The 15,035-nt window shown below is 44.9% G+C and carries 12 protein-coding genes; 7 read left to right on the top strand and 5 right to left on the bottom strand.

From position 1 onward, the window contains the following. Positions 1 to 5 precede the first annotated feature (5 nt). Positions 6 to 1,355, bottom strand: coding sequence for a sigma-54-dependent transcriptional regulator (locus R7127_RS18075; RefSeq protein WP_053349389.1), 1,350 nt, complete (start codon positions 1,353 to 1,355; stop codon positions 6 to 8). Positions 1,356 to 1,533: 178 nt separating this feature from the next. On the opposite strand from R7127_RS18075, the gene R7127_RS18070 reads away from it, so the two are divergent. Further along, positions 1,534 to 3,594: a sensor histidine kinase gene (locus tag R7127_RS18070; RefSeq protein WP_064369501.1), complete on the top strand. Its 2,061-nt coding sequence runs from the start codon at positions 1,534 to 1,536 to the stop codon at positions 3,592 to 3,594. 148 nt (positions 3,595 to 3,742) lie between these two features. Further along, complete coding sequence (locus tag R7127_RS18065; protein ID WP_064369502.1) at positions 3,743 to 5,134, top strand: glycoside hydrolase family 1 protein; 1,392 nt, start codon at positions 3,743 to 3,745, stop codon at positions 5,132 to 5,134. 84 nt (positions 5,135 to 5,218) lie between these two features. Here R7127_RS18065 and R7127_RS18060 read toward each other — a convergent pair whose 3' ends face one another. Further along, the gene (locus tag R7127_RS18060) at positions 5,219 to 7,255 is read right to left on the bottom strand and encodes a PhoX family phosphatase (RefSeq protein ID WP_318148475.1); all 2,037 of its coding nucleotides are present in this window, start codon (positions 7,253 to 7,255) and stop codon (positions 5,219 to 5,221) included. 266 nt (positions 7,256 to 7,521) lie between these two features. On the opposite strand from R7127_RS18060, the gene R7127_RS18055 reads away from it, so the two are divergent. Both R7127_RS18055 and R7127_RS18050 read left to right on the top strand, forming a co-directional pair. Then, positions 7,522 to 7,860 (top strand): YggL family protein, encoded by a 339-nt coding sequence (locus tag R7127_RS18055; protein WP_005374208.1) that lies wholly within the window; start codon positions 7,522 to 7,524, stop codon positions 7,858 to 7,860. 1,330 nt (positions 7,861 to 9,190) lie between these two features. Next, a complete protein-coding gene (locus R7127_RS18050) occupies positions 9,191 to 10,090 on the top strand; it encodes a LysR family transcriptional regulator (protein WP_064369503.1) in 900 nt (299 codons plus the stop codon). Here R7127_RS18050 and R7127_RS18045 read toward each other — a convergent pair. Both R7127_RS18045 and R7127_RS18040 read right to left on the bottom strand, forming a co-directional pair. Further along, complete coding sequence (locus R7127_RS18045; protein ID WP_025768060.1) at positions 10,058 to 10,402, bottom strand: DUF5329 family protein; 345 nt, start codon at positions 10,400 to 10,402, stop codon at positions 10,058 to 10,060. The two genes, R7127_RS18050 and R7127_RS18045, sit on opposite strands and share 33 nt — an antisense overlap. 82 nt (positions 10,403 to 10,484) lie before the next feature. Continuing rightward, on the bottom strand, positions 10,485 to 11,498 hold the full coding sequence (locus tag R7127_RS18040; RefSeq protein ID WP_064369504.1) for an MBL fold metallo-hydrolase: 1,014 nt from the start codon (positions 11,496 to 11,498) through the stop codon (positions 10,485 to 10,487). Between the two features lie 155 nt (positions 11,499 to 11,653). Here R7127_RS18040 and R7127_RS18035 point away from each other — a divergent pair, with 155 nt between their 5' ends. The 3 genes from R7127_RS18035 to R7127_RS18025 all read left to right on the top strand — a co-directional run bounded on the left by R7127_RS18035 (position 11,654) and on the right by R7127_RS18025 (position 13,997). Continuing rightward, complete coding sequence (locus tag R7127_RS18035; protein WP_025768062.1) at positions 11,654 to 12,268, top strand: TetR/AcrR family transcriptional regulator; 615 nt, start codon at positions 11,654 to 11,656, stop codon at positions 12,266 to 12,268. A 329-nt stretch (positions 12,269 to 12,597) separates the two neighbouring features. Beyond that, positions 12,598 to 13,503, top strand: coding sequence for a 30S ribosomal protein S6--L-glutamate ligase (rimK, locus tag R7127_RS18030; protein ID WP_005374224.1), 906 nt, complete (start codon positions 12,598 to 12,600; stop codon positions 13,501 to 13,503). Between the two features lie 65 nt (positions 13,504 to 13,568). After that, positions 13,569 to 13,997: an ATP-dependent zinc protease gene (locus tag R7127_RS18025; protein ID WP_005384193.1), complete on the top strand. Its 429-nt coding sequence runs from the start codon at positions 13,569 to 13,571 to the stop codon at positions 13,995 to 13,997. A gap of 66 nt (positions 13,998 to 14,063) precedes the next feature. On the opposite strand, the gene R7127_RS18020 is transcribed toward R7127_RS18025, so the two are convergent. Then, complete coding sequence (locus R7127_RS18020) at positions 14,064 to 14,789, bottom strand: MBL fold metallo-hydrolase (protein ID WP_005384195.1); 726 nt, start codon at positions 14,787 to 14,789, stop codon at positions 14,064 to 14,066. Positions 14,790 to 15,035 lie beyond the last annotated feature (246 nt).

The raw sequence follows: 15,035 nt of genomic DNA, 5'->3' as shown, positions 1-15,035 counted from the left end.
TCGCACTAAGTATAGTCGGAGCGATTCAAACCAAACTTCTGCATCTTTTGGTTAAGGGTTCGACGTGGTAAATCCAACTCCTGCATCACCTCATTGATGCGTCCATGATGCCTGACTAAAGAATCATGTAGCACCTTACGTTCAAAGTTATGTAGCTGAATCGCCAACGGCACGCCCGCATGCGTCTCTTCGGTTGTTGAGGATGGTCGACTGGAGAGAATTTCCATCACGGAGACGGTTTCATCCAATGCAAAACGCATCGCTACATTCCTAAGCTCACGTACGTTACCGGGCCAAGAGTAAGCAAGAATGGCCTTTCTATCGGCTTCACTCAGCAGACGACTCTCAGGATTACTTTTCAGAGCAAAGTGTTCGAACAAGATCAACGCATCTTCTTCTCGCTCACGTAGCGGTGGCAAATAGATCTGCGCCACATTAAGACGATAGTACAAATCCTGACGAAACTCGTCATGATCATTGAGATCTTCTTTCGCGGCGGCGATCACTCTCAAATCAACTGAGATCTGTTGGTTGCCCCCAACGCGCTCTACCGTATGTTCCTGTAATGAACGCAACACTTTCACCTGCATGGACAGCGGCATACTCTCGATTTCATCAAAGAATAAAGTGCCTTTATCCGCGTATTCCAACTTACCAATGCGCTTTTTACCCGCTCCGGTAAATGCCCCTGCTTCATGCCCAAACAGCTCACTTTCAAACAGGTTCTCAGGAATAGCGCCACAGTTGATTGGCACAAAATGATAGGATCTGCGTTGGCTTTCATTATGCAAACTGGTCGCCACCAGCTCTTTACCACAACCTGTTTCGCCGTAAATGATCACGTTAGTATCAATGCGTGCTAACTTGGCTACTTGTTCTCTAAGCTGTTGCATCACTCGGCTTCGCCCAATCAACACCTCTTCTAAGCCGCTAACGCTAGATAGGTACTCTTGGCGATCTTGAGTAGACGTTTGTGCGCGATAGCTCTCGACCGCTTCGGTTACTCGTTGGGATAAACGCTCAGGTTGGAAAGGTTTCTCAATAAAATCGAACGCACCGTTTTGTAACGCCCCTACTGCCATATCGACGTCACCATGTCCGGTGATCAAGATAACTGGCGTTGGGACGTGATTGGCAATCAGGCTTTCTAGTATCGACAAACCATCGGTGTCTGGCAGGCGAACGTCACTGACAATCGCATCAAATTCTTGGCTCAGAATGGCCGCTTTGCCCTCTTCGCCTAAACTGAATGAGGTCACATCGAACCCCGCCAGTTGCAGCCATTGGCTGGTAGCCTGACGAACAATGTCATCGTCTTCGATAAGTGCAATTTTAGGGATGTCGTCAAAAGCCATGAGTTACTGCCTGCTTTGTGGGGTGGGAAAGAAATCGATCTTTATTAACGGTAGCAAAAACCACTGAGGAGAAAAGGAGCTAGATCTCACTTCTTGCTTACAAGTCTTTAACATCCAACCAGTTAGGCGCACTCTTTAATGACTGTTGGTGAGAACGCACTAGCTGAATGGAGTCGGTATGCAGCGCAAAAGGAATGGCAAAACATGGCTTGTGGTCGCAATTGCGGCAGTGCTGATGTTGTCTTGCTATAGCGCCAGCAGAGAGGTTGCCCGTCAGTGGTTGAGTGTACAAACTCAAACCGAAGCTCAACAAAAACTACTCGACTATATTGGTGAAGTTCGCCGTGCACTCAAACGCTTCTACCACTTACCTTACCTCGTAACCAATAACCCAGAAACCATCGCGTTTGTGAAAGGGAATCTGACTTATTACGAGCCATTGCAAACCCAACTGACTCAGCTAGATAAAGCCGCCAATACGGAAGGTTGGCTAATCCTGTCTAACTCTGGCGAAGTATTGGTCTCGAGTTTAATCGAAGAGCGCTTTAGCCTGTCTGACCGAAAAGCCATTGTGGAACAAATTCACAACCAAGGCGGCGGTGTTTCCTTGGTGAACAAAACCAAAGGTTCGAGCCCATTGTATTATCTTGCAGCCCCTATCTACGATGGTCTGGATATCGCTGGCATTGTGGTGGTGCAAATCAACCTTAGCTTGTTGACCGAACAGACCATTACTAGCCAAGACATCATCACGTTGCAGAATCGTCAACAACGCTTTTTCCTATCGAGTAGCGCGCTTTATAACGCTGACTGGTTTAACGAACCGAGCAACACCGTTCAGTTAGAAACGCAACGCTTATACGACAACACCAATATCAGTGTGTGGACGCTCAACCAGCAACGCTATTTTGCGCACACCGTTAAATTGGATGATTTGAATTGGTACGTAAGCTACCTCACCCCTTCTAAGCCGATTCAACAAACCATCAACGTGATTGGTTGGAGCGTCGCTGTGTTGCTCTTATTGGTTGTATTACTCGTCATCATTGGTCTACAACGTCGCCAAAAGCACATCAACCAACAACGAATTCAAGCCCTGTTGGAAGAGTCCCAACGCCGCTTGAAACAGATGATCAATAAGACCCACGTTGGTTTGCTATTGATTGATGAACAAGGTCAACTGTTCGATCTCAACCCAATGGCGAAGCGTTTGTTCTGTTTACCAGAAAGCGTCAATCGACACGCTTTTGCTTGGGAGTTATTCGATGCAGGCAATCCCAATTCCACCACACTTAAGCTACTGAAAGACTTACCTAAACATAAAGAGCTCGCAGAGATCAGCACGGTCGAAACCATTGCCAGACGCAGTGACGGAAGCGTCTTCCCTGTCCTGTTCTCGCTAACCAGTTTCCCTTGGCATGGCGAGCAGTATTTCCTTGCAACGATCATCGACATCAGCAAGCGGAAAAAAGCCGAACAGTCACTGCAACAGGTCAACCAAGAACTGGCACAGCGAGTAGAAGAGCGAACTCAAGCGCTAAAAGAAGCACAAAGCCAGTTGATTGAATCGAGCAAAATGGCCGCTTTGGGTCGCATGTCGAGCGCGATCACTCATGAGCTCAATCAGCCACTAACAGGTTTGCGAACCCTGCTCACTACAAACGAGCTGCTAGCGGAACGTGGCGAAACCGAGATGATGAAAGCCAACAATGTTTTGGTACAGAAGCTGATTGATCGTATGGCAAGCATGACCAGTCAGTTAAAGACGTTCGCCTACAACAAACCAGAAAGCTTACAGGCAATTTCTCTCACCTCTGCACTCGAAGAGACCTTACGCGTTTATCAAACCCAATTAGACAAAGTGGATGTACGTGTTCGAGTTCCTCATGACTTACCTAACGTCATGGGTGAAGAACAACGACTGCTTCAGGTACTCGGTAATCTTGTCTCGAATGCGCTAGACGCAATGAACAACACCACCAACCCGCAGCTCAACTTGATCGTCAATCCAACTGTTAATCAGGTCGAACTGATCGTCAGTGACAATGGCTGTGGCGTGTCGAATGAGATGCTTGAATCCATGTTCGAACCCTTCCAAACCTCAAAGAAAATTGGTGAAGGATTGGGGCTGGGTTTAGCGATTACGGCCAACAATATGCGTGATATGAACGGACAAATTACCGTGCATAAGAATGAACAAAATGGGCTGACTTTCACTCTATTGTTCAAATCAGCCTAGGTTGATATTGATTACAAAATCATCATTAGAACTAAGCATCCCCGCTGTTTGAGAAAAATACGATCTCGATACAAGTATCGAGGTGTCTCCTACACTATTCTCAAGCAATAAATCCACAAACATTTCCTAAATATAAAGAGTGAGAAACATGATTAAGTTTCCTGAACATTTTCTTTGGGGTGGTGCCATTGCTGCAAACCAAGTAGAAGGGGCGTACAACCTTGGGGGTAAAGGGTTATCGACATCAGACATGCTGCCAAACGGTATTTTGAGTCCGCATCAAACCCGTGAAGAACGTACACCGGGTATCAAAGACGTGGCGATCGACTTCTACAATCGCTACCCAGAAGACATTGCGCTATTTAAAGAGATGGGCTTTAACTGTCTGCGTCTCTCTTTGGCATGGAGCCGCATCTTCCCGAACGGGGACGAACTAGAACCTAACGAAGAAGGTTTGGCGTTCTACGATAAAATTTTTGACGAACTTGCCGAGCACAACATCCAACCTTTCGTGACCTTATCTCACTACGAAATGCCTTACGCACTGGTTGAAAACTATGGCGGTTGGGGCGATCGTCGCGTCATCGAATTCTTCGAACGTTATGCTCGCACAGTGCTGGAACGCTACAAAGACAAAGTGAAGCTGTGGTTAACGTTCAACGAAATCAACATGTCTCTACACGCACCATTTACTGGTGTTGGTTTGCAAGAAGACGCCAATGAACAAGAGATTTACCAAGCGATTCACCACCAGCTAGTCGCAAACGCAAAAGCGGTAAAACTGTGTCAGCAAATCGTACCTAACGGCAAAGTTGGTAACATGCTGCTTGGCGCAATCAACTACCCATACACCTGTAACCCTGATGACGTGCTGGCAGCAATGCATGAAAACAACAAGTGGTTGTTCTTCGGTGATGTACAAACACGTGGTCAGTACCCTGGCTACATGAAGCGTTACTTCCGTGAAAACGGCATCGAAATTCAGATGGAAGCAGGCGACTTAGAAGAAATTGCATCGGCAAGTGTCGATTTCATCTCATTCAGCTACTACGCAAGTGGCTGTGCAAGTGCGGATCCGAAACAGAAGGAAGTGGGTAACATTGTCGATAGCGTACCAAACCCATACCTTGAAAAGAGCCAGTGGGGTTGGTTGATCGATCCAAAAGGCCTGCGCATTCTGCTGAACTTCCTTCACGATCGCTACCAAAAACCACTGTTTGTCGTAGAAAACGGCTTAGGTGCACGTGATGAAATCGATGAAAACGGTGAGATTCAAGATGATTACCGCATCGCTTACTTGAACGACCATCTTGTTCAAGCACACGAAGCGATTCTGGATGGCGTTGAGCTGATGGGCTTTACCAGCTGGGGGCCAATCGATTTGGTCGCAAACTCAACCGCTGAGATGAGCAAACGTTACGGCTTTATCTATGTCGATCGTCATGATGATGGGCAAGGAACGCTAGAACGTAAACGCAAGAAAAGCTTTTTCTGGTATCAAGACGTGATTCGTACTTCAGGCGGTTCATTGAAAAGCTAAGCCTGTTGTCTAGGTATAAAGTGCAACTAGGCATTCGCCCAAACCATCAAGCCCTGCAATTGCAGGGCTTGAATTTTAAGGTGTTTAAACTGCAATCTCTCCACCGTCTTCACGGCGAATAACCACTGTCGCCGCTCGTGGGCGCACAGAAACACCAGCAGGCGTTTCTTCGGCTGCATCTTCACTGTATGGCCAGTTGCCTGGGTGCTGAATATTCACAAACAATGATTTGTAATCAGGGCTGATGGTAAAGCCTGTTACTTCACAACCATTTGGTCCGACAAAGAAGCGTTTCAATTCAGCTTGATTATCCGCACCAATCACAGCTTGATCACCATTCTCATCTGTTAGCTTAGATGGAACAACAGCCAACATTTGATCATTGGTGTAAGACGTGACTTCATCTGCGCCGTTATCAGTCTGAATCCACAAAATACCACGGCCATCAAACGCTAATCCGTCTGGGCTCGCAAACTGGTTTAGCTCATTCAAGCCAGAACGGCTGGTATCTGCATCACCATTTGCTGGCGAACCGAAGACAAAGATATCCCAAGTAAAGTCAGTTGCTGAAGCACCTTCATCCCAACGAATAACATGACCAAACTTGTTATTCAAACGTGGATTCGCAGGGTTGGTTTCATCTGTACGGCGCGTATTGTTCGTCAATGTTAAATATACTGAACCCGTGAATGGATCAACCGTACACCACTCAGGTCGATCCATTGGTGTTGCCCCAACTAAATCCGCCGCGCCAGCAGTATTGATGATAATTTCAGCCAGTGAGTTAAAGTGATCCGCTAACGTACCACCAGCGGTTGTTACGCTATCAAGCGTTAATGGTAACCAAGTACCTGTGCTGTCTTCATTGAAGCGCGCCACATACAGTGTGCCTTCGTCCATGTACTTGTCACCCATCGCCAAGCGGTTATCAGGGTTAGCATCTGCTGGATCCCACGCTGCCGCAGATTCAAATTTGTATAGGTATTCAAAGCGAGAATCGTGACCAGAATAAAATACCACTGGTTTGCCTTCTTCAAGCTTACCGAAAGTACAGCCCTCGTGACGGAAACGACCTAGCGCAGTACGTTTCTTCGCACGTGAGTTTTGCGTGTAAGGGTCAATCTCGACAATGTAACCGTGACCATTGGCTTCATTGCGGTAATCATCCATCGCACTTGCTCCTGTTGGAGCCACATTAAAGCGAGAGAACTCATCAAGACGCTCTTCTGCATTTCCTGCTAATGTCTCCCACAAGTAGCGTGTACTTTGATCATCGACACCAATGCGATCTTGCTCTTCTGTACGAGTCCCGGCATTAACAAAGTAACCTGGCCAGTTCTCTTCACACGTTAAGTACGTGCCCCACGGCGTGTAGCCATTGCCACAGTTGTTTAACGTACCACGCGCTTGGCTGCCATCTGGCGAGAAACGAGTGACAGTTAAAGATGTGTGGGCCACCGGGCCAGACAAATCCATGACTGTCGCACCAGTATAACGACGGTTTAGTGGATCGGTATCAACCAACTTCCACATGTTGTCTTCCAGTTGAATGCGAACCACTGACACACCGTGCGCGTTAATCTCTTTACGCACTTCATCTACAATGGTACGTACGCCATTTTCAACTGTAGGACCGTTTGGATGCAGTGCTGATGTGTCGATGTACTCGTGGTTAATACATAGCAAGCCATCTGTAGTGCTATCGTTCAATGGGAAAAAATGCATGCCGTCATGGTGCATGCCTAGCGCATTTAACTGATCGGTACTGGTGTTGGTACCATCATTTTGCCATGCGCTGCCTTGTGCATTAAGTGGTGTTCCCCAAGGTACTAGTACTTGTGCGGTGTAGCCTTGTGGAATTGAAACTGCGTCAGTGAGTGAGCCAGGGATAGATTCAAAGTTAAGAACGGCTTTAGATGCGCCCGAACCACTGCTTACTGTACTCCCTGAGTCAGACGAGTTACAACCAGCCAATCCGAAAGCACCAAACGCTGTCATCGCACTGATACCTAAACCACCTTTCAGAATGCTGCGTCGAGATAGGCTCGCTTCTAATACTTCTTCAAATGGTTTGTTTTCACTTTGGTTATAACGCGTCGCGTCAAAGGTTTCCTTGCTCATTTTTACTTTCCCGATCTTATAGTTTAATTAATAAATAAGTGATTAGTTGAACGGCAAGAAGTTTGGATAAGAAAAATGACAAAAGTGCTTAAAACATATGAAACTTGTGTTTCAACAATACTGCAAACCAACCAACACAGCTAACGAAGCAATTAAATTCTGGTCACATAATCACCAACTGTATCGCTTCATTCTGATTTTACTTGGGCTAAAGTGTGATAGAAGGTATAAGGTGTACGAAATCAAATCATCTACGAGAGATAATCATGAAATTAGACAAGATCGATAACAAGAGCCGTCGTATCCGTAAAAAGCTGTTCTTAGGTGAGTTCGCAATCCTAGGTTTCGAGATCAGCTGTGAAACAGACATTAACGACTTCGACCGTTACGATGCATTCGTTGATGACTTTATCGACTACATTGACGAGCTTGGTCTTTGCTTCGGTGGCGGTGGTCTAGAACTGTTTGAAGGCTTCCTATGTTCTACTGACCGTTACGGCAGTGCGACTGAAGAACAGAAAGCGCAAGTTATCAAATGGTTAGAAGCACGCCCAGAAGTGAAAAGCGCGCAAGCGGGCGAACTAGTTGACGCCAACTACCTGTAACTAAAGGGCAACCTGTAATACGCAGAGCTCAATAAATGGTAGAGAAAGCTGGTCTTAAGACTGGCTTTTTTATTTTTTGAAGAATGTGATAGTAAATTAGGGTGCTTGGGAAGTTGCGCGGAGTGATTGTGGCGTTTTTGAGCTGGCAATCAACGGGAAACTGCGTTCCACAGCCAGCTCGTGCCTTTAGGTATAATTAACTATGATTTTTTAGCTGGTGCGTCTTTCGTGTCTTTCCAGTATTGAATACGCACACGATGTAGCTGAGCTCTTCTAGTCTTTTTCATAGTAAAGTCCCTCATCTTATATAAGTAACGCTCCTCATGGAGCTTATTGTCTAAGGTCGTATCCCCTTCAATCTATAAGGGAATCAATCATTTAACCGTGACCAATTTCACAACATAATGATAATTACCGATTTCTTGCAGCCTGTTTTTACTGGCAAACGGCATATTATCTATCTGACACAGTTAACTTACTCACCAGATATGACAGAAAAATGGCAACCAAGTTCCCTACTTATACTGTCATTGAATCTTAATAAGGATTAACAAGGTGGGCATTTCAGATTTACCATACTGTTTATAAAAACCGCAAGATTTTTTATTTCTTTTCAAACAAATCTCTACTCAAGATCAATTCACTTTCATCTTTATCGTCTCCCTTTTAACGCATTGTGATCCAGTTCAATCCACAGAACTCGGAACAAAAAGCGCTCATTAATACATTCACCACCAAACTTGTGCGATATCTCTTACAAGAGTTGTAAGCAAATAGATTAACCACGTCTAAGAGCAATGCCAGAAAAAACATTAAACATATGATTTAACAGTAATATTTAAATTCACTTAAAATAATAAGTAAAAATAATTTAGAAAAGTTAATTGAGTCAAATCAGCAAAACATCAATACTCAATTTGTCGACAGGATGTTGGCGGGAACAGGAAAAAAGCCTAAAGGATTGGGTATCTTCAGGATGAAGATTTGATAGCTTAGGATGAGTTGTCAGCAAGGATGTAGTTAAGCTCTAGGATAGAGTTCGCCCGTCAGGATGATAGGCAAGAATGGACACCGCTAGGAAGGCGATGAACAAGGAACTCGGTTAAAGGACTTAGCCACAATCAAGGATAGATGCAGGGAGCACCTATTAGTAGCTGGATTGCTGCGAAAAAGAATAAGCCCCGTCTGGGAAACCAGGCGGGGTTTTATTTTGTCTGTAATGTATTGATAAAGATTCATCTTTATCGTTTAAGTCTTCTCTGTTTTCATAAAACACCGTGCTATCATTTTCTTTACGTCTCCCAACAAAGCTCTCAGAAAATCACACACTATGCTTAATCCTGTTTGGTTACATACATTTAAGACATTGATTGAAGTCGGTCATTTTACGCAAACGGCAGAAAAACTTTTTATGACTCAGCCTGGCGTCAGCCAACACATCAAAAAATTAGAGCAAAGTTGTCAGCATGCCTTGATCAAGCGCGAAAACAAAAGCTTCGAATTAACCGAACAAGGCAGGATTGTCTACGCATATGCGCTCGAGTTAGAAGATAGAGAGAAGAAGCTGCTCGAAGAGCTCAGTTTTGATGATGCGTTTTCAGGCCACTGTAAACTGGCTTGTTCTGGTGCAATGGCGTTAATGTTGTATGGGCCCATTTTGGAGAAGCAAAAACAGCACCCGAGCTTATCGTTACATTTAGAAGCCGCGCCAAATCAATCTATTCTCAACGCCATAACGCAAGGGCACATCGATATTGGTATCGTGACTGATGTTCCCAACAAAGGTCTGTTTCACAGTGAGCGAATTGGTAAAGAGAGGTTGTGCTTGGTTCTGCCAAAGCATTATCAAAATAAGCAGATAACGCCACAACTCTTGCATGACTGTGGTGTCATTAGCCACCCTGATGCCGAGCATTACATGACGCTGTTTTTTGACCAGTGTGAAGAACCACAGCTCCAAGAAATTAAGATGAGCGATTTACCATTATCCGGCTACGTAAATCAATTGAGCCAAATTTTGCTACCTGTCAGCAAAGGACTTGGCTTCACCGTGCTGCCTCAAAGTGCGGTCGACAATTTTCCGCTAAAAGACACGTTACACATTGCTCAATTGAAAAACACTGTATGTGAAGAGCTATTTCTAGTTCGTAAGCGCAGTCGTGCTCTACCTCTGCGCTATCAGACCATCAAAGAAGTGTTATTGGATGTGATCGGTGGTACGCATCAATGATGTTAGCCACTCTTCGCTGGTAATGCGTTTGTCTTGGCAATCCACCCAATATGGTTTGCCAGATAACCAGCTCTTTGACGCGACCTCTTTTATAAACACATCCACGGAATCAACGTCATCTTTGGCGTAATCCCATTTATTGCGCATGTGTTCTGCCGCTTCTTGATTAGTGTACGCCTTGCCGTTGCGGATAAAGGTGCAAGAGGATTGCTCAACTCGTTTTATCAACGTCGAGATATCTTGCTCTACCCCTGCTAGTGCAAAGGTAGGCAGAATGCTTAATGTAAGTAACAACGTCCACTTTGCTTTCATCGCACCTTTATCCTTATCCCTGACCAAGTAACTACTAATAAGTGACTTAACTATTCTGATGTTTGGCTGTTTAGCTCAGCCATTATTGCCACCATGCCTTCGCAGGCTGAGGCTCCGCAATCGCCAAGCGTTGACCAATCTCAGGGCTAACTAACGTTACACCGCGCTCTTCACTAATATCTAACGCGCGTTGCATCGGTTCATTCCAATCGTGCATCGATAAATCAAACGTGCTGTTATGGATCGGCATCATCACTTTGCCCTGCACATCGATGTGTGCTTGAACGCTTTGCTCTGGGAACATGTGAATGTCTGACCAGAGTTCATTGTACGCACCTGTTTCAATCATGGTGAAGTCAAACGGACCGTACTTTTCGCCAATCTCTTTAAAGCCATTGAAGTAACCAGAGTCACCACTGAAGAACACTTTGTGTTGTTGTGCATTGATAACCCAACTGCCCCACAGCGTCGTATCGCGGTCTGTCAAACCTCGACCGGAGAAATGCTGAGTCGGAGTCAATGTATATTCAATGCCGTCGACAGAATGTGACTCCCACCAATCTAGCTCGATCACTTTCTCCTTCGGCACACCCCAGTTAACCAGTAATTGCCCCACTTTTAACGGCACCAAGAAAGTGCCCACCTTGTCGCCTAGCACTTTAATAGAAGCTTTATCTAGGTGATCGTAATGGTCATGACTGATCACCACCACATCGATAGTTGGCAAATCTTCTATCGTGATGGGAGTTTTGTGAAAACGTTTTGGCCCAGCCCATTTCACAGGAGACGCGCGATCACTGAATACAGGGTCGGTCATCACCAATTTTCCATCGAGCTTCATTAATACGCTTGAGTGACCCAGACGATAGATGACGTCATCTTGCTCTTCTAACAGCTGCTGCGCTGTGATCGCATGCACTGGAATTTCAATCGTTGGTGTTGGGTTAAGGCGCTCAGTCGTAAAATACGCTTTCATGATTTCGAACATGTCGCCCAAACCGCTTTTGTATTCCAACTCTGTATTTGCAAATTTGTCCGGGTATGTTGGCGCTTTTTCAGTATCAACATTAGAACAAGAAATCATTGATGTACCCATCGCGAACGCTCCTACTGTGGCTAGCAAAGTTTTTTTCATAAAAAGTTAACCCGAACAGAAGTAAACTACACGGTGCAGTTTACATTCTAATTATTAAAAGTAAACTACTTAGTGTAAAATAGATCAAGAAACGATCTTCTTAACTTAGCAAGCTTATGAATGTAAAAAGAAAAAGTCGTAGTGAAACCAAAAGAGAAGCCATCTTGTGCGCGGCAAGGCAAGCGTTCCAAGAGTTTGGGGTGCAAAACACCAGCATGGATAAGCTCTCTGCAATCGCACAAGTCTCTAAGCGCACGGTCTATAATCACTTCCCTTCTAAGGAAGCGATCGTGACGGAGTTGCTGACTGAGCTTTGGCGTTCGTCAATGATGGAAAGCGATATTAAACGCTTGGCCACTCTGCCACTCAAAGATCAATTGATTGAATTACTCTACAGCGAGATCATTGTGGTGACGGAACCAAACTATATTGAGCTGGCAAAAGTGGCATTTGGGCACTTCTTATTTAAGCCAGAAGATCTCAAAGAACAAGCAGAACAAATGTCGAAACAGGAAACCGCCCTGTACCGCTGGCTTACGGAGAAATCGAACAGTGGCGCTTTGCAAATTGATGATGTACATATAGCAAGCACTCAATTGCACAACTTACTTAAAGGCAGTGCATTCTGGCCGCAGTTAATGGGAATTCGCCCCTCTTTGTCGAATGAAGAATCTAGGCTGTTAGCTACCCAAACGGCGGAACTTTTTTTAAGTCACTATCAAAACAGCTAAAAACAGCGGTCAAATTGGCCGCTTTTTTAAGCGATAATTCGTGACAAAGCGATGAAATTTTTGCTCAATTTTATTTATCTCACCCTTGACAGTCTCATACCGCAAGGCGTGAGCGTTCGATAAAATATTTTTGTCGTGTCGACGATGCTTTTTCGTTTTCATCTCACAAAAAAACGCCCTAAGGTGCGCACCTCTGACGACGTGGTTGTTCAACCACAATTCTAAATCGTTGAAGTAAGTAGGTTATGTCATAACATGATCACCTGCCTACTGCATTCTATGCTCTATACTTATATTTTAATTTGGTACTGACTTACTAAGGAATTGCCATGCGTATTGCTATTCTCTCTCGTAATGAGAATTTATATTCAACCATGCGCCTAAAACAGGCGGGTGAAGAACGTGGGCATCAAATCGATGTGATCGACACGCTTCACTGTTATATGGACATTACGAGCAACAACCCTAAGATCCGCTACAAGGGTGAAGAATTACCGCAATACGATGCTGTTATTCCACGTATTGGGGCATCTATTACGTTTTACGGCACTGCTGTTGTACGTCAGTTTGAAATGATGGGTACATTTTGTGTCAACGAATCTGTCGCGATCAGCCGCTCCCGTGACAAGTTGCGCTCATTGCAACTGCTATCACGTAAAGGCATCGGTTTGCCACGCACTGGCTTTGCTCACCATCCTGACAACATTCAGGACGTGATCAAAAACGTTGGTGGCGCACCTCTAGTGATTAAATTGCTAGAAGGCACTCAAGGCATTGGTGTTGTACTTGCTGAAACAAATAAAGCGGCAGAAAGCGTGATTGAAGCTTTCATGGGTTTGAAAGCTAACATCATGGTGCAAGAATTTATCGAAGAAGCAAAAGGCGCGGACATCCGTTGTTTTGTTGTCGGAAATAAAGTAATCGCCGCAATGAAGCGCCAAGCAAAAGAAGGCGAGTTCCGTTCTAACCTTCACCGTGGCGGCTCTGCACAACTCGTGCGTTTGAGCAAAGAAGAGCGTGCGACCGCTGTAAATGCAGCGAAAGTGATGGGCTTGAACCTTTGTGGTGTGGATATCCTTCAATCTAAAAATGGCCCAGTGGTAATGGAAGTGAATTCTTCCCCTGGTCTAGAGGGCATCGAACTAGCAACGGGTAAAAACATTGCAGGTATGATCTTCGATTTTATCGAGAAAAACGCTAAGCCAAATTCAAACCGTACTCGCGGTAAAGGTTGATTTTTGTTTAACGCACAAGAGAGCCAAAAACCGGCTCTCTTGTTACTCGTCGCTAGGATGACACTATGAATCAGAAAATGATCATTGGGAATGCCGAAGCTATTTGCTTGCCAGAGTTAGGGATTACTCACCTTGAAGCGCGTATTGATACAGGCGCTCAAACCTCTTCATTACATGTAGACAATATTGATTGCTTTGAAAAAGATGGTCAGTCTTATGTTGCATTCGATCTGCACCCAGATGTATACCATTTAGAACAAGTGGTTCGCTGCACAGCGAAACTAAAAGCAAACCGTAAGGTTAAATCTTCTAACGGTACTTTTGAGCACCGCTGCGTGATCACAACGATGCTGCGTATGGGCGACCAACAATGGCCAATCGACATTACGTTGACTAACCGTGAAAAAATGACTTACATGATGTTGTTAGGTCGTCAGGGCATGGCAGACAAAGTGCTCGTTGATCCTAGCCAATCTCACTTATTGGCATCTTAACCCCGTAGCTTCAGATGAGTGATCGAACGTTTTTGTTGAGCATCACTCGTCTGGCTTTATCTTCGCCTATTTCCTACGAAATAACGCAAACAACAATCCCTTCGCTTTAACTTTTGTCACTCGCCAGTGCGTCATTGGCTTAGTCGGCGCTGTATTCAAAATGTGCTGATACGCTTTTTCATCCAAAGTCACCTCTCCCCCATGTGCCAAAAGCAAACATTGCGGATTCATCTCAAACACACGCTTTAATGATTGCCGATATTGATTCGGATGAAATATGGGAAACGGCGCAATCAGATGCTTTTTCACCTGCACCATTAAATCCGCCACATACAGCACATCTTGTTCAGAATGATAAACCGACAGATCTCGGTCGGTATGCCCAAGCGTTTCTAGCACCTGCCAATCATCAAATCCAGGAATAAACTCTCCATCAATAAGTTCAATATCTGGATTTAACTTGCGGGAATACCAAAGGTTTTGCTTTGGTTTACGCATCCGATTCGCCATCCAGCGTGCTAACATTAAATCGGTCAAATGCATTAGCCAACCGTCTACACCGCTATACCACTGGCTCTCTCGCTTTGCGGCCAATAGCTTACATCCTGTTAAATCACGTAGTTTGTGCGCACCACCAGCATGGTCTGGATGCATGTGGGTCACAACAACCAACTTTAGGTCAGAAAAAGGACGATGGAGTTGATGTTCAATAAAGTCTTTAAGATGAGGAATGTCTGCTCGACTGGCACCATCAAGCAACAATAATTTATCGGGATATTCGGCGAGATACATGGTCTGAATGTACCCCTGAATTCTGTGCAGCTGCAAAATATGTCCTTATTTTAGTGAGATGCTTCATGACCGAATCCTTACTGGTCAGACCAACTATAACAGCAGAATGGACGCTTCGGTAAACAAATATTCACACGTAGCGACGACAACAAATCATAATCGAGATGATAGATTTTAATCATTAGACTCAAGGGCCCTTTTATCCGTTAATGCGCGCACACGGAGTTCGTGTCAGGGTATGAGGTA

This window comes from Vibrio sp. 1159, assembly GCF_033340395.1.
GTDB classification, from domain to species: Bacteria; Pseudomonadota; Gammaproteobacteria; order Enterobacterales; family Vibrionaceae; genus Vibrio; species Vibrio alginolyticus.
This window is presented reverse-complemented; position numbering and strand designations above follow the sequence as displayed.

What these genes read in the sequence shown, in the direction of transcription:
- R7127_RS18075 (WP_053349389.1), bottom strand. Translation starts at nt 1,355, where the DNA reads ATGGCTTTTGACGACATCCCTAAAATTGCACTTATCGAAGACGATGAC.
- R7127_RS18070 (WP_064369501.1), top strand. Translation starts at nt 1,534, where the DNA reads ATGCAGCGCAAAAGGAATGGCAAAACATGGCTTGTGGTCGCAATTGCG.
- R7127_RS18065 (WP_064369502.1), top strand. Translation starts at nt 3,743, where the DNA reads ATGATTAAGTTTCCTGAACATTTTCTTTGGGGTGGTGCCATTGCTGCA.
- R7127_RS18060 (WP_318148475.1), bottom strand. Translation starts at nt 7,255, where the DNA reads ATGAGCAAGGAAACCTTTGACGCGACGCGTTATAACCAAAGTGAAAAC.
- R7127_RS18055 (WP_005374208.1), top strand. Translation starts at nt 7,522, where the DNA reads ATGAAATTAGACAAGATCGATAACAAGAGCCGTCGTATCCGTAAAAAG.
- R7127_RS18050 (WP_064369503.1), top strand. Translation starts at nt 9,191, where the DNA reads ATGCTTAATCCTGTTTGGTTACATACATTTAAGACATTGATTGAAGTC.
- R7127_RS18045 (WP_025768060.1), bottom strand. Translation starts at nt 10,402, where the DNA reads ATGAAAGCAAAGTGGACGTTGTTACTTACATTAAGCATTCTGCCTACC.
- R7127_RS18040 (WP_064369504.1), bottom strand. Translation starts at nt 11,498, where the DNA reads ATGGGTACATCAATGATTTCTTGTTCTAATGTTGATACTGAAAAAGCG.
- R7127_RS18035 (WP_025768062.1), top strand. Translation starts at nt 11,654, where the DNA reads ATGAATGTAAAAAGAAAAAGTCGTAGTGAAACCAAAAGAGAAGCCATC.
- rimK (WP_005374224.1), top strand. Translation starts at nt 12,598, where the DNA reads ATGCGTATTGCTATTCTCTCTCGTAATGAGAATTTATATTCAACCATG.
- R7127_RS18025 (WP_005384193.1), top strand. Translation starts at nt 13,569, where the DNA reads ATGAATCAGAAAATGATCATTGGGAATGCCGAAGCTATTTGCTTGCCA.
- R7127_RS18020 (WP_005384195.1), bottom strand. Translation starts at nt 14,789, where the DNA reads ATGTATCTCGCCGAATATCCCGATAAATTATTGTTGCTTGATGGTGCC.